This is a genomic window from Agathobaculum sp. (assembly GCF_034098985.1).
Taxonomy (GTDB): domain Bacteria; phylum Bacillota; class Clostridia; order Oscillospirales; family Butyricicoccaceae; genus Agathobaculum.
Genome location: NZ_JAXEOA010000017.1, coordinates 14,597 through 32,821, shown reverse-complemented (window position 1 = coordinate 32,821; position 18,225 = coordinate 14,597). Strand labels below are relative to the sequence as shown.

14 protein-coding genes are annotated in these 18,225 nt (G+C 54.2%); 2 read left to right on the top strand and 12 right to left on the bottom strand.

The window, feature by feature from the left end; genetic code table 11:
- Positions 1 to 25: 25 nt before the first annotated feature.
- The 6 genes from SO058_RS05715 to SO058_RS05690 all read right to left on the bottom strand — a co-directional run bounded on the left by SO058_RS05715 (position 26) and on the right by SO058_RS05690 (position 5,760).
- Entirely contained in the window at positions 26 to 541 is a 516-nt protein-coding gene (locus tag SO058_RS05715; RefSeq protein WP_320842026.1) for a TRAP transporter small permease, read from the bottom strand.
- A 150-nt stretch (positions 542 to 691) separates the two neighbouring features.
- A complete protein-coding gene (gene dctP / locus SO058_RS05710; RefSeq protein WP_320842025.1) occupies positions 692 to 1,744 on the bottom strand; it encodes a TRAP transporter substrate-binding protein DctP in 1,053 nt (350 codons plus the stop codon).
- A gap of 80 nt (positions 1,745 to 1,824) precedes the next feature.
- Positions 1,825 to 2,631, bottom strand: coding sequence for an enoyl-CoA hydratase/isomerase family protein (locus SO058_RS05705; protein ID WP_320842024.1), 807 nt, complete (start codon positions 2,629 to 2,631; stop codon positions 1,825 to 1,827).
- Positions 2,632 to 2,635: 4 nt separating this feature from the next.
- Positions 2,636 to 3,940 carry an acetyl-CoA hydrolase/transferase family protein gene (locus SO058_RS05700; RefSeq protein ID WP_320842023.1) on the bottom strand — a complete coding sequence of 435 codons (1,305 nt, stop codon included), beginning with the start codon at positions 3,938 to 3,940 and terminating at the stop codon, positions 2,636 to 2,638.
- Between the two features lie 45 nt (positions 3,941 to 3,985).
- A complete protein-coding gene (locus SO058_RS05695) occupies positions 3,986 to 5,011 on the bottom strand; it encodes a zinc-dependent alcohol dehydrogenase (protein WP_320842022.1) in 1,026 nt (341 codons plus the stop codon).
- Between the two features lie 494 nt (positions 5,012 to 5,505).
- Positions 5,506 to 5,760, bottom strand: coding sequence for a hypothetical protein (locus tag SO058_RS05690; RefSeq protein ID WP_320842021.1), 255 nt, complete (start codon positions 5,758 to 5,760; stop codon positions 5,506 to 5,508).
- A gap of 47 nt (positions 5,761 to 5,807) precedes the next feature.
- On the opposite strand from SO058_RS05690, the gene SO058_RS05685 reads away from it, so the two are divergent.
- Positions 5,808 to 7,394 carry a mannitol dehydrogenase family protein gene (locus SO058_RS05685; protein WP_320842020.1) on the top strand — a complete coding sequence of 529 codons (1,587 nt, stop codon included), beginning with the start codon at positions 5,808 to 5,810 and terminating at the stop codon, positions 7,392 to 7,394.
- Positions 7,395 to 7,432: 38 nt separating this feature from the next.
- Here SO058_RS05685 and SO058_RS05680 read toward each other — a convergent pair whose 3' ends face one another.
- Together SO058_RS05680 and SO058_RS05675 are read right to left on the bottom strand one after the other, a co-directional pair.
- On the bottom strand, positions 7,433 to 8,224 hold the full coding sequence (locus SO058_RS05680; protein ID WP_320842019.1) for a tetratricopeptide repeat protein: 792 nt from the start codon (positions 8,222 to 8,224) through the stop codon (positions 7,433 to 7,435).
- Positions 8,225 to 8,335: 111 nt separating this feature from the next.
- Complete coding sequence (locus SO058_RS05675) at positions 8,336 to 9,400, bottom strand: LacI family DNA-binding transcriptional regulator (RefSeq protein ID WP_320842018.1); 1,065 nt, start codon at positions 9,398 to 9,400, stop codon at positions 8,336 to 8,338.
- A gap of 236 nt (positions 9,401 to 9,636) precedes the next feature.
- On the opposite strand from SO058_RS05675, the gene SO058_RS05670 reads away from it, so the two are divergent.
- On the top strand, positions 9,637 to 10,623 hold the full coding sequence (locus tag SO058_RS05670; protein WP_320842017.1) for an RluA family pseudouridine synthase: 987 nt from the start codon (positions 9,637 to 9,639) through the stop codon (positions 10,621 to 10,623).
- 24 nt (positions 10,624 to 10,647) lie between these two features.
- Here SO058_RS05670 and SO058_RS05665 read toward each other — a convergent pair whose 3' ends face one another.
- The 4 genes from SO058_RS05665 to SO058_RS05650 form a co-directional block, all read right to left on the bottom strand.
- The gene (locus SO058_RS05665; protein WP_320842016.1) at positions 10,648 to 12,459 is read right to left on the bottom strand and encodes a polysaccharide deacetylase family protein; all 1,812 of its coding nucleotides are present in this window, start codon (positions 12,457 to 12,459) and stop codon (positions 10,648 to 10,650) included.
- Between the two features lie 77 nt (positions 12,460 to 12,536).
- Positions 12,537 to 13,415: a DegV family protein gene (locus tag SO058_RS05660; protein WP_320842015.1), complete on the bottom strand. Its 879-nt coding sequence runs from the start codon at positions 13,413 to 13,415 to the stop codon at positions 12,537 to 12,539.
- 9 nt (positions 13,416 to 13,424) lie between these two features.
- Positions 13,425 to 13,613, bottom strand: coding sequence for a hypothetical protein (locus SO058_RS05655; protein WP_320842014.1), 189 nt, complete (start codon positions 13,611 to 13,613; stop codon positions 13,425 to 13,427).
- Positions 13,614 to 13,839: 226 nt separating this feature from the next.
- Complete coding sequence (locus SO058_RS05650) at positions 13,840 to 17,751, bottom strand: S-layer homology domain-containing protein (protein WP_320842013.1); 3,912 nt, start codon at positions 17,749 to 17,751, stop codon at positions 13,840 to 13,842.
- Positions 17,752 to 18,225 lie beyond the last annotated feature (474 nt).

Sequence of the window (18,225 nt, the reverse complement as noted above, 5' to 3'; positions counted from 1 at the left end):
TCCAATTTTACGTGATTTCATTTCCTTAAGCGCGCTCTTCCAAAGAGGCTTCCTCAATTTCCTTGCCCTTGATAGACCAGTACAGAAAACGAAGCGAGTATAGGGTCATGACAAAGAAGCTGATGAGAGCCGCAACATCCATAAAGGAATACGGAATGCGGAGCGCAGCAGTCGGACGAACCCACGCCTGCACAGTGAGGATATAGCTGTAGTAGGTAAAGAATGCATTGCCGATAGCCAGAACCGTAAAGTTGAAAATGTGGATGACTCGACGGGCTGCCTTGGGCAGACGGTCAACAATAACATCAATCGCGATCATCGCCTGATTCTTATACAGCGTGCAAACGCCGAAGAAAACCGCATAAACAAAGCCGAAGTACGAAACTTCCTCTGCCCATGCGAAAGACTTTCTCAGAACGAAACGCGAAAAAACGTTGACAATGATGGCCAGGCACATAACGACAAAGCCGACGCTGGCAATGTACATTTCCCAGTCACCTAAAAACTTTTTAAAGAAACTCTGTTCTTCTTTTTTATTCACGAAATGATTCACGCCTTTCTTTTGCAAAAAGCCGAGCAAAAAAGCTTTCTAGAAAGCTATATCCGCGCCGCCAAACCAGTTCCCCCCGTTTTAGCGGCGCGGAAAATAACTTCTCTACAGCAAGCCTGTAGATAAAATGCTTAAATCAAATTAAGCGATAGCTTCCTGAATGCGCTCAACCAGATTGTCGCTCCACTCGGGGAAGTTCTTCGGAACATTCTCCATGGAGTAGTTGCGCCACTCATCGATTGCGGCCTCATCCGGGTAAACTTCTTCAACGCCGGACTTCTTCATCTCTTCAAGCATCGGGCCAACAACAGCGTTAACCTCTTCGATCGCCTGCGCCGGGTAAGCTTCGCCTACAGAGGTAATGGCATCCTGAGCTTCCTTGGGCAGAGACTGGAACACTTCTTCAGACATAACCATGATGGTCGGCGCGTACAGATGCTTGGTGTAAACCAGGTACTTGGCGACCTCGTGGATCTTGGCCGAGTACAAGATATGAACCGGGGATTCACAGCCGTCGGCTACGCCCTGGCTGATCGCCTGATAGGTCTCGGACCATGTGCAGGTGGTAGCGTTGCCGCCGATGACGTCAACCATGTTGGTCCACATCTTGGTCGGCGCACAGCGCAGCTTCATGCCCGAAGCTTCCGCACGATTAGTGAACGGCTTCTTAACCAGCCAGTTACGCTCGCCGAAGTAAACGGCGGTGATGATACGCAGGCCCTTGGCATGGAGCTGCTCTTCGAGCTCCTGGCCGAGGTCGGACAGCCACAGGTTGCCGACGTCTTCCGGCTTCTTGAGCAGGTAAGGCATCATGAACGCGGAATAGTCCGGAACATAGTCAGCCAGATGCGAGAAGTCGCAGTCCTGGATGGCCGCGGTGCCTTTGGAGATGGACTCGATCATATCGGTGGTAGCGCCGAGGGACTCAGAAGGATAAATCTGAACGTCCAGGGTGCCGTTGGAAGCTTCGGTGATGCGGTCGCAGAAACCGGACCAAGCTTCGTACATCGGATCGCTCGTGGTCTTGATGGAGTTCATCTTCAGGACGAAAGCCTCGCCGGACGGCTCCTTAGCGGCATCGCCGCCATTGTCTGCCGGCTTGTCGCCGCCGTTTGCCGCGGGATCGCCGCCGCAAGCTGCCAGGCTCAGGAGCATGCTGGACGCTAAGAGCATAGCCAGTAATCTTTTCTTCATGTTACAACCTCTTTCCTTCGCTTTTTGTCAATTGGCTTTTATAAACAGGCCGTGGGGGTGCCGAACCTGAATATACAATTTTATTCGCCGGTGTAATTGGGTTCGCGCTTCTCCAAGAACGCGGAAACGCCTTCGTTAAAGTCCTTATGCCGCGCCATATAGCGGGTGTAGGTAACCTCGAGGTCGTTCTTGCGCTTCATCTGGAAATCCTCCTGCGCGTTTAAGCAGGCTTTTAAATAGCGGAGCACCAACGGACCGCGCTTGCAAATCTCGCGCGCCTTGTCAATTGCCGCCGGCATCAGCTCATCGAGCGTGTCGACCACCTGGGTCACGCCGCCATACTTGGTCAGTTCCTCCGCAGTTATAAAGGTACCGCAGTAACACATATCACGCTGGATCTGGGGCGGCAGGATACGACCGAGATGACCGGAGCCGCCAACAACCGACAGCTTGGCCTCGGGCGCGCCAAACTGGGTGCCCTTGACCGCGATCGTAATATCCGCGCCCGCAGGATAGCACAGGCCACCACCGAGACAATGGCCGTGCACCGCGCAGATCAGCGGTACGCGCAGCTCATATAAGGCGAGCGCGCCGTCATAGTAAATTTCTTGGGTATTGGTTACGTCCTTATCGTCGATGCTCTTTTTAAAGCGTTTAATATCAACACCTACGCAGAACGTTTTCAAATCAGAATGCATGACGCATACCCAAATATCATCGTCATGGTTAATATAATCGCACAGCAGCAGGATCTCTTCCTGCACGGTTCCGCTCGCGGCGTTGACCGGCGGATTGTGCAGCGTCAGAACACCAATATGATCCTCAACGGTCAAAAAAACCTGTGTAAGCTTATGGTCTCCGACTTTTTCAACTTTTCTCGTGGCCATCTGCTTATTCCTCCTCGCCATAGCGCTCGCGGTAAGCGGCCCAGAGCTCGTCGCGGAACTTCGGGTGCGCAATATTGATCAGCAGCTTCGCGCGCTCACGCAGGCTTTTGCCGCGCAAATTCGCAATGCCGTACTCCGTTACAATATAATGCACGTCGGTGCGGGTCGTGGTGACGGTGGTTCCTGGCTCGAATACCGGGACAATACGCGAAACCGTTCCCTTTTTGGCGGTCGACGGCATGGCGAGAATAGCCTTGCCGTTTGGGCACATAGAAGCGCCGCGAACATAGTCGAGCTGTCCTCCAATGCCGGAGAACTGCTTGGCGCCCATGGACTCCGAGTTGACCTGACCATTAAAATCGACTTGCAGGCAGGAATTAATGGCGACCATCTTATTCTGCTGCGCAATGACGACCGGATTATTGACATAATCGACAGGAAGCATCAGCACGTCCGGGTTATTGTCAACAAAATCATACAGCCTTTTGCTGCCCATCAGGAACGCGGCGACCATTTTCCCCTTGTCCAGCGTCTTCTCCGCGCCTGTGATTACGCCTTTTTCATACAAATCGACCACGCCGTCCGAAAACATCTCGGAGTGGATGCCGAGGTCTTTTTTGTCGGTCAGGAATTTTAAGACCGCGTCCGGGATCGAGCCGATGCCGAGCTGCAGCGTAGACCCATCCTCGATGAGGCTGGCGCAATTGCGACCGATGGCCTCCTCGACCTCCCCGATTGCGCCGCCGCCTAACTCGGGCAGCGGGGTCGAGGCTTCGACTGCATAAGTGAGCTTGGAAACATGGATAAACGAATCGCCCATTGTGCGCGGCATTTGGTCATTGACCTGCGCGATCACGATCTTAGCCGCGAGCGCTGCCGGCTTGGTCCCGCCGACCGATACGCCGAACGAGCAGAACCCGTGTTCATCCGGAGGCGTCACTGAGACCAGCACTACATCGACCGGCATGGTACCGTCGGTGAAGAACCGGGGCGATTGATGATAGAAAAACGGCGTATAGTCCGCGCGTCCATCCTGCACAGCGGCGCGCGTTGACGGTCCGACAAACAGCGCGTTATGCTTGATATGTCCCTTCATTTTGGGCAGCGTATATTCGCCCTTGCCCATCGGAACCCAGTGGATAATCTCCACGTCCTTATATTGCTCATAGTTGCGAACCATCGCGTCGACCAGCACCGGCGGTTCGTTCGCAGCGTGTCCGAAAAACACACGCGCGCCGTCCGGAATATGCTTGACCGCTTCATCCGCGGTGGTCAGTTTTGACTGATAGATTTCTCTCCAGTCCTGCATGTTGTCCAGCCTCCCAAAATGCTAGTATCTAGTATAGTTATTCCATCACGAGAAGTCAATCAAAACCTTGAGCATTGATTTATCGGTGCGGGCTTTTTCAAAAGCCTCCATGCTCTTTTCGACCGGATAGACAGCCGAAACGACTTTCGCAAGCTGGTCATTGAGCAGGCCTGCGTTGATGATCTTAGCCGCGCCCTCCATAGATGTCATGGTGTGGTGACGCACGCCGAGCAGCTCGGCCTCATTATAAATAATGGCGTTGATGTCCGTGTTAAAAATGGTGCCCTTAGGCGGCATGCCGACCTGCACCATCGTGCTGCCCTGCTTAATCATGCTGAGGCAGGCGTCGAATCCGCCCTGGAATCCTGTGGCCTCAAAAATCTTATCGTACTTTCCGCCAACCTTTGCCATGCACTGCTCGGCAAAATCGGAAGCCGAAATATCAACAACTTCAAAACCCAGTTCCTTTGCAATACGGATGCGGTCGGGGTTGAGTTCGGCCAGAACGACATGCGCTGCGCCAGCAAGCTTGCACATCATGCCGATCAAAATGCCAATTGTGCCAGCGCCGGCGATGAAAACATCCTCGCCCGGGCGAATGCCCGCACGACGGGTATCGTGCACCGCTACGGTCAGCGGCTCGACCAACGCAGCAATCTGCATATCAACGTCGTCGTTAAACTTAATCAAGCGCTCAGCATTGCACAGCAGGTACTGCGTAAACACGCCGTCCATCGAGGTGCCCATAATCTTAACATTGGTGCACAGATTCTCACGGCCCACATGGCAGCCTTCACAAGCGTTGCATGGCTCGATCGTGTGGGAACAGACCTTGTCGCCAACCTTGAGGTCGGTGCGGTCAGCATTAATCGCGTACAGTTCGCCGCAGGCCTCGTGGCCGATAACCAGAGGCGGCTTTGCCGTCGGATGCTGACCGGCATAAATATGTAAATCCGATCCGCAGATGCCCGCGTATTTTACGCGAACGACCGCCTGCCCCGGGCCAGGCTCGGGAATTGGCGCTTCAACCAATTCTAGTTTATTGACATCGGTCCACAACAGCTTTTTCATAAATACCATGTCCTCCCTAAATGTGTTCATTCATCTACTGTTTGATAACCTGTGTTTCAAAACAGAAGCTGTCCGAACGCCCAGCTTTGCTAAAGTGCTGGGGTCTATTGTGCGGGAACGGTTTCGCAGAGCCGCAAACAAAATAGACACCAGCCGCGCGATCTTTCTCTTGCTTTTCCGCACAAGCATGACTGTCTATCCCATCCCGTTTACACTGCCCCGTCCGTCTCGCCGCGCCATCTTCCGCATCGGCTCAGTGATGCGGAAAAGGTATTTGCCTTTCGCAGCGCTGTGTCCCAGATGATGTGTTGCAGCAGTCCTTTGAAGCACAGTAATACTATAATTTGTTTTGCCCCCAATTGTCAATACCCAACAAAAGATTTCGAGACCGATTCCGCGATTTTGGTTGATTCGCAAAACATCTTGTTCAAAATTTGTTCATCTTTTCCGAGTTTTCTGTTTTCAATCGTCAATTCGCCAGTTTTTACTTTTTATTATTGAACATCTTGCACAATAATAAGCGTTTTCCCTGCAACAAAATAACTTTGTACTGTAACATGTTTTTTGCGGGAAAAATTAATCCCATTGTTCTCTCCCGCCGTTTGCTTGACATCCTTGGGGGATGTATTATAATGACACTGTAATGATAGTTTATGCTGGTTGAAAAGCGGCTTTCCCATTGCATATTCTGCGAATGGGGCTGTTTTTGTTGCAAGACGGAAACGTTCCCGCGTCCCATAAACTGCCATTTTGATCTGTGAACCCTTATTTATATGCTGGAAGGAGCACATCAACTATGAAATTGTCTCTTGCATCCCTAAAAGACGCAACGGCGTGGAAAGGCTACGAGCTGCCCGCATTCGACGTGCAGGCGGTAGCCGAGAAAACCAAAGCCGCCCCTACTTGGCTGCATTTTGGCGCAGGCAACCTGTTTCGCGCGTTTCAGGCAGCCGTCGCGCAGCGCCTGATTGAAAACGGCGACATGGACACCGGCATCATCACCTGCGAAAGCTATGATGATGAAATCGTTACCAAGTGTTTCCACAAGGTGGACAACCTGACTGTCGCCGTCACGCTGGAAGCGGATGGCCGCATCGAAAAGCAGGTCATCGGCTCGGTTGCCGAAACTACAACACTGTTGCACGATCTGGATCGCGTCCGTGAGATTTTTGCCGCCCCGTCGCTGCAGATGGTATCGTTTACCATTACCGAAAAGGGCTATTCGCTGCGCAATGCCAAGCAGGAACTGGTTCCTGTTGTTGCAGAGGATATGAAGAACGGCCCGGCGCAGGCCAAGTCGTTCATGGCGCAGCTCGCCACGTTGTTGCTCCACCGTATGCATAACTGCGGCAAGCCGCTCGCCATGGTTTCGATGGACAATTGCTCACATAATGGCGCGAAGCTGCAAGGTGCGATCATGGAGATCGTTGACGCATGGAAAAAGAATGGTCTGGTGACTGCGGAAGAGTATGCATATCTGACCGAACAAGTCACGTTCCCGTGGTCGATGATCGACAAGATCACCCCCCGCCCCGCTCCTGAAATCGCCGACCAGCTCGAGGCTGACGGCCTGGAGGATATGCACCCGTTCGTTACCAGCAAGAATACTTATATTGCTCCGTTCGTCAATGCCGAGCGCCCGCAGTATCTGGTTATTGAAAACGACTTCCCGAACGGCCGCCCGCCGCTCGACAAATGCGGCGTAATATTTACCGACCGCGATACAGTCAACAAGGTGGAAATGATGAAGGTTTGCACCTGCCTTAACCCGCCCCAGACCGCGCTCGCTGTTTACGGCTGCCTACTGGGCTACACCTCGATCGCCAAGGAAGTGCAGGATCACGAGCTGTATACGCTGATCGACCGCATGTGCCATATCGAGGGTATGCCGGTCGTCGTCAACCCGGGTGTTTTAAGCCCGCAGGCATTCCTTGACGAGGTGTTTGAAACCCGTCTGCCCAACCCGTTCATCCCGGACACGCCGCAGCGCATCGCCACCGATACTTCCCAGAAGGTCTCCATCCGCTTCGGCAATGCAATCAAGAATTACGACGCGATGGGCAAGGCATCTGAGCTGACCTATATTCCGCTCGTACTTGCCGGCTGGCTGCGTTATCTGCTCGCTGTCGACGATGAGGGTAAGGCGTTCGAGTGCAGCGCCGATCCGCTGCTGGCTTCGCTACAAGAAAAGCTGAGCGGTATTACGCTTGGCAATCCGGATGACGCGGCTGTCGCCAAGGTCCGTCCGATTCTGTCCGATGCGGCGATCTTTGGCATTGATCTCGCTGCCTGCGGCTTGGCTGACAAGGTCATCGGCTATTGGAAAGAGATGATGGCCGGCCCCGGCGCTATCCGCGCAACACTGAAAAAATACACGGCTTAAAAGTAAGAAAAAGCGCTGTCCGTTAGGACAGCGCTTTTTTATTTCTTCTTCAGTTCCTTCAGCATCTCTTTTGCACGGATAGAAGCCCACATCCAGTCAGTGCCTTTCTCGGCCAGCTGCTCTAAATACGAAAGTGCCAACTCTGTTTCTTTCTGAGACAAGTAAACGCGCGCAAGCAGCATGCTGGTGTTCACGCGAAACAGCTCGGTCGTGCTATTTCGATTAAGTTCGCGAAGGTATGCGTCATCCTTGCACACACCGGTCAGCGCGTCATAATGATCGCGCAGGATGCGTTCGCTCTCTGTAAAGCGTTCTTTCAGCTGCTCGTTGCCCGGCTTGTCCAACAATTCATGCAGCTGGTCAATGCAATGTTTGGCTTGCTCTGGCTGTTCTCCAAACAAATAAACGGTAGCTTTGTTATTCAGCAGCAGCACGGTGGAGGAATCCTTGCCCTCCCCGCTCACCTCAGGCGCATCATTCAGCAATGCAATTGCCTTTTCAAAGTCGCCGAGCGCTAAATAGGCGTTGGCCAGATGTGCGCGTACGGTCACTTCACGCGCAGGGTTCTTTTTTGAACGCGGCAGCAGTTTCTCATATACTTTCAAAAACCGTTCGGGCGCCAAATTCTGATACAGCCATGACAGTTTACGCTGGTGCGCGGCAAACGCACCGGCTTCTGCAAGCACAAACAGCAGCACACAGCCCAGGATCAGCAACAGCGCAGCCAGCCAAAGCGGTGTGCCGTCCAGCACCTTGCGGATCGCGATAAACAGCAGCACTGCCCCGCCGCCATAAGGCAACAGCCAGTAAGACGGAAATAATTTCAGCATAATCATCCTCCTAAATCGCTAACGTTACTATTATAGCGACATTTTCCGCAGGCCGCAAGAGTAAAACAAAAAAAGCGGACCCAGTTTTTTCCAGGTCCGTTATCAGTTGAATTATAGCGGAATATGCCGCGTCTTCCATGCAGGCTCTTTTGCGCCCTCCCGGACACGCGCCGTGCTGTCCCGCACGACAAGCTGCGCTTCCACCTCGACCACATGCTCCTCCGGCGTTTCGCAGTTTTCGATCAGATCCATCAAAAGGTTAACGCTGAGCCGGCCCTTGGTCTCGATCTGTTGGCTGACCGTGGTCAGGCTGGGGGCAACCTGCTGCGACATTTGAATGTTATCAAATCCCACCACTGAAATATCCTGCGGTATCTTCATGCCGCGATCATGGATCGCGTCCAGCACACCAATCGCCATATAGTCCGAGGCGACAAACAGCGCGGTGACCTCCGGGAACTCTTCCAAAATGCTGTTGGCAAGCTGATAGCCTGAATCAATCGAGTTATATCCCTCGCGCACCATGCCGGGCAGCACCTGCATACCGTGGCGGGCCATGCCGGTCAGATAAGCGCGGCGGCGTTCCTCGCTCGACGGCAGAAAATGCGGACCGTTAATAAACGCTATGTTCCTGTGTCCGAGCGAGAACAGATGCTCCATAGCCAATGTGGCGCCCTTGAAATTGTCGATACAGACCTGATAGGCGGGCTGCGCCGCCGGCGCTTTGCCAATCAGTACGATCGGCACTTTGCTTTCGATCAACTCGTCGATATACGGCGTATGCTCATACAGCGGGCTGATAACCAGCAGGCCGTCCACCCGCTTTTGCAGCACCGCGTCAAACGCTTCCTTCATATCCCGGCAACAGATCATCAGTGCATAGTATTCGCGCTTATACGCCGCTTTCAGCACGCCGCGCTGGATCTCCATATAATACTGGTTTTGAAACACATAATCAATATCATGTGGCACCACAATGCCAATCGTCCGACTCCGGCGCTGTGACATGCTGCGCGCATAGGCATTCGGCTGAAATTGATGCTCCTGAATTACATGCAGCACGCGCTCTTTCGTTCCCGGAAGCACATCCGACTTATTATTCAGCACACGGGAAACCGTTGACTTAGAAACGCCTGCTTCCCGCGCGATCTCCGTGATCGTCATATTCTTTTTCACAGTCGCTCCCCTTTTCTAGTACCTCTGTTTTTATTATACAGAGTTCAAAACTCTCGTGCAATCGAAAACGATAAATTTTTATCATAGCGTTAAGATTTCGTTAATTCGACATTTTTGCTTTACTGGTTTTGTTAATATCTAACAATAAACCGTTCCCGAACTCAGGATATCATACTTTACAGCAGTATGTCAAATACGGTATACTAAAAGAAAGTAATCGAAAGGAACGCCCTGTTTTGAAAGAATATTTTATTGGTAAGAATGACAGCGGACAGCGGCTCAACAAATTTCTGGAAAAAGCGGTGCCGCGTTTGAGCGGTAGCCAGATGCACAAATATTTGCGCCTTAAGCGCATCAAGGTCAACGGCAGGCGGACAGAAGCAGCCTATCGGTTGGCCGAGGGTGATTCGGTACAGCTCTACCTGAACGACGAATATTTTATCGCACCGAGCGAGGTGGAGGCCTTTTTTCAAATCGCCAAGCCGCAAGTCCATATTGTATATGAGGATGAAAACATCCTGCTGGCGGACAAGACGCCCGGCATGGTCGTACATACTGATGAGCGCGGCGAACAGGACACGCTCATCGCACATATTCAGGCCTACCTCTACCAGTCAGGCGCGTGGGATCCGAACGATGCAGCTGCGTTCGCTCCCGCGTTGTGCAACCGGATCGACCGCAATACGGGCGGCATCGTCATCGCCGCGAAAACGGCCGAAGCGCTTCGCATTCTAAATGATAAGATTAAGACCCGCGAGTTGGATAAACGCTATTTGTGCGTCGTCCACGGAACGCCCCGCCCTCCTGCCGGGCAAATCGAAAATTATTTACGCCGCGATGAACGGCGCAAGACCGTTACCCTGCACCGCACACGCGTTCCGGGCAGCAAGACAGCTGTCACTCGTTACCGAACCCTTGCACAAAACGGTGCGCTTTCGCTCGTCGAATGTGAGCTGTTGACCGGACGCACCCATCAAATCCGCGCACAAATGGCCTCTATTGGCTGTCCTTTGCTGGGCGATGGAAAATACGGCACGAATGAACAAAACCGTCCATATGGGGAAAGCGGGCAGGCGCTGTACGCCTATTCCCTGACGTTTCGGTTCGACAGCGATGCCGGCGCGTTATCCTATTTAAATGGGCAAAATTTTACGGTCAGGGATGTTCCATTTGTTCGCAAGTATTTCCCGGGTTACCAGATAGAAAAACCGGGCGGATGCTAAGCCATCCGCCCGGTTTTTCTCTTTTTATAGGAACGTTACCGGGGCATACGTGCCGTCCTGGATCTGCTTGACCGTTTCATCAGAAAGGTTGTTATAAACCTGGCCCGGTTCGAGCGTAATCCCCTTGACTGCCGCCAATTCGGAAACGGTAACAAATGCATAAGTCTTATCCGTCTTGCTCTGCAGTTCGTCGATCGCAGCCAGCACGCCGGGCAGTGTGCCCGGCCAAATATCATGCATTAAAACGATCGCGCCGTCGGAAACCTGATTTAAAATATGGTTTTTTACGCTGTCCGCGTCGTTTTTCGTCTTCCAGTCTTCCGTATCGAGATCCCAGTTGATAATCGGCAAACCGAGCGCTTTCATCTGCTCTTTTACCGTATCGTTCACGCCGCCGCCGACTGGACGCATCACCGTCGGCTTTTGCCCGGTATAGGATTCGATTAAATCGTTGTTGGATTCCACCTGATAGCGCACAGTCTCGGCATCCAGCCGGGTCAGGTTGCCATCCGGGTGATCCATGGTATGGTTGCCTAACTCGTGTCCTTCCTCCAGATAGCGGTTCATGTGGCTGTTAAAATCCTTAATGCGGTAACCGCACATAAAGAACGTCGCATGCACATTGCGTTTTTTGAGCTCATCGAGCAGCGTTGCGGTATAGCCATTTGGGTATGTGTCAGTAGCTCCGGTCGGTCCATCGTCGAACGTCAGCGCAACATAAACGTCTGCCTCCGGGATATTGCTGGTGACCGACTGGGTCAGTTCGCTCTGCATTTCGTCCAGATAGGCTTTCTGGCTGTCAAAGCCATCCAAAGACATCGAGGTAAACGCAAAGGTTCCGCTCCCATCGCCCATATCCGTATACTGCTTGCCAAGCATCCCGGCAAACAGCGCCGTGGATACATAAAACCGGCCGGTATCCTCTACCTTCCAGACCGTAATGTCGTCGCCCTTGAGCGTCTTACCGCCGACCTTGGCCTTGCCGTTGGTCCGCACGGTTGAATCCACGCCGCCTATCGACACGCTCCATTCATCTTTCCCGTCATACTGCGCGGTGCCGCCCAGCGCGGTCACAGCGCCCTCCAGCGGAATATAGCGCGTGCCCTCCTGCTCCATGACGGCACAGCCCTGCTTGCCAGTGCTGTCCGACATCGTTTTCAGTTCTCCTGCCTGCAGCAGCTTATCAGACTCTGTGCGCATGAGCACGCTGCCGTCCAGCACCTGCTGGCGCGATGGTCCGAGCACTTCGAGCGCTTTTTCGGATATCTTCGCAATTTTATCGTCATCCAGCGCTTTTTTGGACTTAGAGACAATCACCAGATGCCCCTTGCCCGCTTCAACTGCACCGACCTGCCAGGACAATGCCTCGCAAATATCGCGCACCGGGACAAAAGTCGTCCCGTTGACAATGGTCGGCGCTGTTGCTAGGGTTTTCGTTTCATCATTAAAGCGTAGCGTTTTGCTGCCGACCTGCACCCGCAGCGTATCTTTTTTCCGGGTGATCGAAACAGTTTTGCTGACCTGTTCATAGTCTACCGTCAACCCCAGGCTCTCACTCATCGCGCGGAGCGGTACGACCGTCGTCCCAGTCTGATCGACAAACGGGGCCGCGCCCTCCAGGTCGATCAGTTTGCCGTCTGCATATGCTTTTGTATTATAAACCTGGAAAACCACTTGATCTTTATCGCCGCCGAAAATAGCGCCTGCAGCGCCCTTGACCAGACGATAGCCGACCGGTATCGCAATGATAATAAGCAGAATCAACGCGATCAGTACGCCGTAATGGCTGTTACGGCGCCGACGGCGGCGCCGATATCTGCTGGTCTGATATGGCATCTCCGTTCATTCCTTCCTATCTCTATCTTATTGCACCATTATATCACTAACAAAGAGTAACTTGGGTTACATTCCTGTTACGTTTCGACAAAGAGCTCGTCCGCCAGCAGCTGGATTCCCACGCCCAGCATATGCGGTCCGACATATGCGCCCAGCGTGCAGTCGATCTCGCCTTCCAAAAATTGCTCAAAATCAGGCAACGCCTTTTGCGCGAGCGTGCGGATCTCTTTTAGTTCGGCCGACGCATCCCCATGTGCGACAGCCAGATTAAAACGCGCCCCGCGCGGCACTAATGCAGCCGCCATCTGCACCATTTTTTCCATGGCAAATTTTCTGCCTCTGATTTTAGCCACATTGACGAGTTCGCCATCCGGCGCAAATGAGATAATTGGTTTGATTTGCAGCAGTGTACCAGCAATCTGCGATATTTTTCCTATGCGGCCGCCTTTCTGCAAATATTCCAAAGTATCCACGCAAAAAAACACATGCGTGTCCGCCATCAGGCGCGGCATTGCGCGAAGCAGCCGCGTCCACGTCCACCCCTCTTCGATCCAGCGCGCCGCTTGTAGCACCGTCATTCCGGTCCCCAGCGAGCCGCTCAGCGTATCGAATGCGCGCACCTCCAGCCCAACTGTCTCCTCGCCGATCACACGCACCATATTATGCGTGCCGCTCAAACCGCTGGAAAAATTAATTGCCAAAGCTTTTGTATAGCCAGCCTGCTTGATGCGCGCAAACGCCTGCTCAACTGATTCTCCGCTCGGCAGCGTCGTCTTGGGCATTTCTTGCTTCAGACGGGTATAAACTTCTCTTGGCGTGATATCAACGCCATCAGAAAATTCGCCGTCAGAAAAAATCAGTTTAAGCGGGACGACATATATATCATATTTTCTAAGCAACTCCTCTGGGATATCCGCACAGGAATCGGTCAATAGCGCTATTTTCTGATCGTTCATCGCTCTCCCTCACAGTTCTTCGCCTGCACTCCAATTGACCAGCAGTTCGGGCCGTGCGGGCGGCTTATCCTGCGGCGGGCCGACTTTGCAGCCAAAATAATCATACCATTGCCCGCACTCTTCACATTGCCACGCGGACGCGCCGGTCTCATCCATAATATAAATTTCATTACCGCAGTCGCACTGCAAAATGGTCATGTTATGCGCCTCTTTCCCACACAGCTTTCTTTGCCATATAGTATAACACAAATAATTGTAAAAGTCGAACCTGAACGCAAAAAGCACGACCGCCAAAACAGTTGCCGTGCTTTTTCTTTGAAGTTAAAGTAACAGCACAAAGTAAAGCTAACAGCCTTGACGTTATCGGTCAAGGCTGTTGCTCCGCAGGATGCTTCCAGTAATTTTTTATTTTCTGTTCGCTATTTTATTGGGTGATGCTTTTACAGTAGCGCATGATCATAGTCGCTGCCTCGGCGCGGGTGGCCTCACCCTTGGGATCGAGGATACCTCCGCCTTTTCCAATAATGACGCCTTGCTCCACCACCCATATAAGGGCGTCGATGGCGTAATCGCTCGCCGCAGCCGCGTCAGTGAAGCCCGCTAGTGTACCAGTGACGGAGGGACTGCCCGCGCAGCGGTACAAGATGGTGGCAAGCTGTTCGCGGGTAATGTTGTCGTCTGGGCCGAACCTACCGTTTCCATATCCGTTAACGATGCTGTTCGCAGCGCCCCAAGCTGCCGCGTCGGTATAATACTTACCAGCCGCCACGTCAAAAAACGATGGGCCGGTCACCGCTGGGCTGTTTTCCAGGCGGTACAGAATCGTGATGATCATACCGCGGGTGACAGCGCCGTTGGGAGTAAACATCGTGTCCGCCGTACCGTTCATCAGTCCGTAATCATGGACGTACCTGACAGCCTCATAGCACCAGTCTCCCTCATTAACGTCGGAAAAGGGGCTTTCTGTGATTTTGCGGAACGCGGCCTCGATGCTGTGCTTAGACATCACCTTTTCAAAAGTATAGGAGTTTACTCTGCCAACCGATACGCCGTCCACCAGCACATCGGCAAGTACATAGCCCTCATCGGGCGTGATGTTGAAGGTCTTGCTGCTGTTGCGGCTCACGCGCACCGTGCCCTTGGGGGCAATCGTGCCGCCCGCCCCCGCCGCAGCGGTGATTTGATAGGTGGTCACGGAGCCGCCGCCCGCAGCCGGGGGCGGCGGCACGAACTTAATCACGGCGGCGGCGCCCTCGCCCTCTAGAACCAACTTCAGCGGGCTGCCAAACGCCTCTCGGCAGGTGAGTTTCTCCAAATCGTCTCCGGTGAGCACATAGTTCCCATCCGACTTTGCCAGCACGGTGTAATCGGTGGAGGGATAGGCAATTTCCACCATCAGAGCCTCGGCCAGGGGCGCCGAGAGCGTGATGGGCTGCGCGGTGTCGTAGGTGTGGATATCCGGGTCGCCGTTGAGGGCATAGCTGCCGCCCAGCATGAGGCCGCCAACGTCCTCCTCCAGGTCAATGGCGCAGGGCGCGGTGACAGTGCCGCCGGTGACGCGGCATCGGACGCGGTTGCCTGCCCGCACCCCATAGCGGGTGCCAGTCATGACCCCGTCGGTGATGGCGGCGTCGGTGCTTCCGCTGATCTCCACCGCGGTTTTGCCGGTGATGGTTCCTCCGGCGATGGTTCCGCGGATGACGGTGCCGCTGCCGGGGGCGCTGTTGGGGGCGTATAGGAACAGGCCGGTATCGTTTGAGCTGATCTGCGCCGTGTCAGTGATGGAAAAGCCGCGATCAGGGTTAGTATTGCTCATCCCCACAAACTCCACGCCGGTATCGCTGCCGAAAATGCTGCCTCCCGAGAGGTCTGCGTCGGGGTAGTAATCAGTTTTCAGGCCAATGCCCGCAATGCTACCGTTCTCCTGCACGTTTCCCGTGGCGGAAATGCTGCCGCCGGTCTGGATGTAGTCGCCGCTAATTACCGAGACGGCAATAGCTGTAAAGCGGTGACCAAGTTCCCCCACGGTGACGGCGGAAGCGTCCATCTCAATGGCGCCGCCCTCCACCTTCAGAGCGCCCGACTGGGCGTGGACAACGCAGCTTTTGTCCTTGGTATCCGGGGCGGTCTCCCCGGTGACGGTGACCCTGATCTTGCCGCCCTCGCCGGTGTCGGCAAGGGTTAGAGAGGCGCCGAGGGCGATATAGACGAGCCCCTCCTTGTTCAGCTGGGAGAGCTCGCCGTCGGCAATGGTGGCGGCATAGGAGACGGTGCAGCCGTTTAAGTCCAAGGTATGATCTCCCCGGGAAACCACCAGGCGATTGCTGCCGTTTGTATCTCCCGCGTTCAGGTTCACATCGGTTTGCAGGCGAATATAGGCCGGAGCCGCGGCGAAGGCCTCAAATAAGGTACCACTCGTTGTGAGATGCTCCGCGTCCACGCCCCACACTGCCTGGGAGACGGCGGTGGTGGGCTTGAGCACGGCGGTGGCGTTATCCTCTCCCACGGTAATGGCCAGCTCGTAGTTTGCAGGCAGAGTTAGCCCACCGCCGCTGTCCACTGCGATAGGCGTTGCGCACGCTTTGCCAAAGGTCAGCTTGCCGCCATAGAAATTGACCTTATGGCCGGTGAGAGCGGGTGCGTTGGTATTGGCGGCAATATTAACGATGGCGGGTACCGTTTTACTTGGCGTGCTGCCGTTTACACCCAGCGTCAAGGTTCCACTGGTAGCGTAGATGGCGCCGCTAACGCTGTTTCCGGTCACTGTGCCACCCGTAATTGCCACGGTGCTGGCGCCGGTGATGTTCAACGCCGCGCCGCTGGTGCAGGTCAGGCTCCCGCCTTCCATCTCAAAGTCGGTTCCTTGCGACAGCGAGATTGCCCCTGTGGAGCCGGTGGATTCCACGGCGCTGTTCTCCAAAACCAGCTTGGCGTTGGCGGAGAGAAAACCCACTTGAATGGGGTTTCCCGTACCGGTGAGAGTACCGCCGCCGTTTATGGTGAGAGTGCCCTTGGCAAGGGTTAGGGTATGGCCCCCCATGTCCACCGTGTTGCCGTTTAGATTCAGCGTGACCGCGCTGCCGAGACCACTCAGGGAGAGCGTGTAGTCGTCTGCGGCGGCAAAGTCCCGGTTAACCCGGATGATACCGCCCGCCGTACCGTCCAGCGCGGTGATGGCCTCGGAAAGGCTACCATTTGTGGAGGCTCCGCCGCCCACCGTCCAGGTCACTTCTGTATCAGGCGGGGCTTCGGCGGGAGTGGTTACCGTGACGGTAATGGAGGTGGAGAGGTCTACACTGTTGGAATTGGTGATTTTCCCCGGAAGGGTGACCGTGCCGCTCATTGTGTAGTCCCCGGCGGTAAAAGGGTTGTAGGCAGAACCGGCCACGTCCCAGGTCACATCCGCCCACCGTCCGCTGCCGTCGGTCTGGACAATGATTTGCCCCGGCAGGCTGGCCTCCAGCTCGTCTCTGGAGGGGGCGGGGACGCCATTTGGCAGGGTGAGGTCCGGCGCGTCTGGCACCCCGGTAAGGTTCACCGTCTGGCCGTTGTCGGCAATGATGACGCCGTGGTTTGCGTTGCTGTTGTCAATTTTGCCTGCTTGCGTGTCGCCTGCGATGCCGCCCACATAGGCGCCATTATTTTGCCAATCGTCGCTACCGAAAAGCTCGCCCCAATAGGTGAGTGTGCCGTCCACCGTGGCGCTTAAAACGCCGTAGTTGGCGCAGCCGGTGATGGAGGGAGTCGGTTTGCCGTGGTCGGAGCCGGTGATGCCGCCCACATACACAGCGTTGTAGCCGCCTCCCACGCTTTTGCCGGTGATCTCGCCGTAATTTATACAGTCTGATATGAGTTGCCCGTCGTTTCTTCCCACGATGCCGCCCAGGGCGTGGTTGTCCCCACCCTCGTTGAACACCTTGCCGGAGAAGGTGCAGCTGGTGATCGTGCCATAACTCTGTCCCACAATCCCGCCGCAGCGAGCGGCGCTCCCCCCCGAGGTCTGCACCGTGCCCTCGACATGCAGGTCTTTCACCGTGCCGCTGCTGCTAAGCGACGCGAACAGCCCGCCGTATCCGCTGTTGGTGAGCTTCACGTCAAGGCCGCTGACGGTATGGCCATTCCCATCCAGCGTGCCACTGAAAGAGGAAATGGGCGTCCATGTTCCGGTGAGGACAATGTCGTCCGCAAGATAATAGCTGCCGGACGATTTCATCGCTGAAAGCTCGGCCTGACTGGAGATGGCAGTTCCCTCTTCCGCACCCAATGCGGCGGCGGGAAGCAGGGGGAGTACCATGCACACTGCAAGGAATATTGCCAGTCCTCGTCTAATTTTCATTGCCGCTCCTTCTTATGATCATCGCCGCCAAGGTTTGGCGTAATATTCTTTCATATTTGTCTTTATAATAGTCCCGGTAGGTGATTTTGTCCAGCCATAGTATGTATTTTATTTTAAACATATTCCTTAAAAATCACCTAGCCAGAGGGTATTGGTGAGACGGCAGACTTCCATCACGGCCCTCGAAAATCACAAAAAAAGCCACGATATACGGTCGTTAAAACCGAATATCGTGGCTTTTCCGTTGGAGCTGTTGATCGGGATTGAACCGACGACCTCATCCTTACCAAGGTGGCTCAAACCCGCATAATATCTGAGTTTTCAGGCATTTTGATGCCAATTTGATGCCTAAATCATTTTATCAGGTTGTCTATATCAGATGATAGTAATCACGTACCAACCGGGAGAGTAAGTCAAGCCGCCCGTCTTCGTATCGCGCAATAATTCTACGGTTACTACTTCAGGACAAAAGTT

Coding starts and splice junctions, on each gene's coding strand:
- dctP (WP_320842025.1), bottom strand. CDS start 1,744: ATGAAGAAAAGATTACTGGCTATGCTCTTAGCGTCCAGCATGCTCCTG.
- SO058_RS05705 (WP_320842024.1), bottom strand. CDS start 2,631: ATGGCCACGAGAAAAGTTGAAAAAGTCGGAGACCATAAGCTTACACAG.
- SO058_RS05700 (WP_320842023.1), bottom strand. CDS start 3,940: ATGCAGGACTGGAGAGAAATCTATCAGTCAAAACTGACCACCGCGGAT.
- SO058_RS05695 (WP_320842022.1), bottom strand. CDS start 5,011: ATGAAAAAGCTGTTGTGGACCGATGTCAATAAACTAGAATTGGTTGAA.
- SO058_RS05690 (WP_320842021.1), bottom strand. CDS start 5,760: ATGGCAGTTTATGGGACGCGGGAACGTTTCCGTCTTGCAACAAAAACA.
- SO058_RS05685 (WP_320842020.1), top strand. CDS start 5,808: ATGAAATTGTCTCTTGCATCCCTAAAAGACGCAACGGCGTGGAAAGGC.
- SO058_RS05680 (WP_320842019.1), bottom strand. CDS start 8,224: ATGCTGAAATTATTTCCGTCTTACTGGCTGTTGCCTTATGGCGGCGGG.
- SO058_RS05665 (WP_320842016.1), bottom strand. CDS start 12,459: ATGCCATATCAGACCAGCAGATATCGGCGCCGCCGTCGGCGCCGTAAC.
- SO058_RS05660 (WP_320842015.1), bottom strand. CDS start 13,415: ATGAACGATCAGAAAATAGCGCTATTGACCGATTCCTGTGCGGATATC.
- SO058_RS05655 (WP_320842014.1), bottom strand. CDS start 13,613: ATGACCATTTTGCAGTGCGACTGCGGTAATGAAATTTATATTATGGAT.
- SO058_RS05650 (WP_320842013.1), bottom strand. CDS start 17,751: ATGAAAATTAGACGAGGACTGGCAATATTCCTTGCAGTGTGCATGGTA.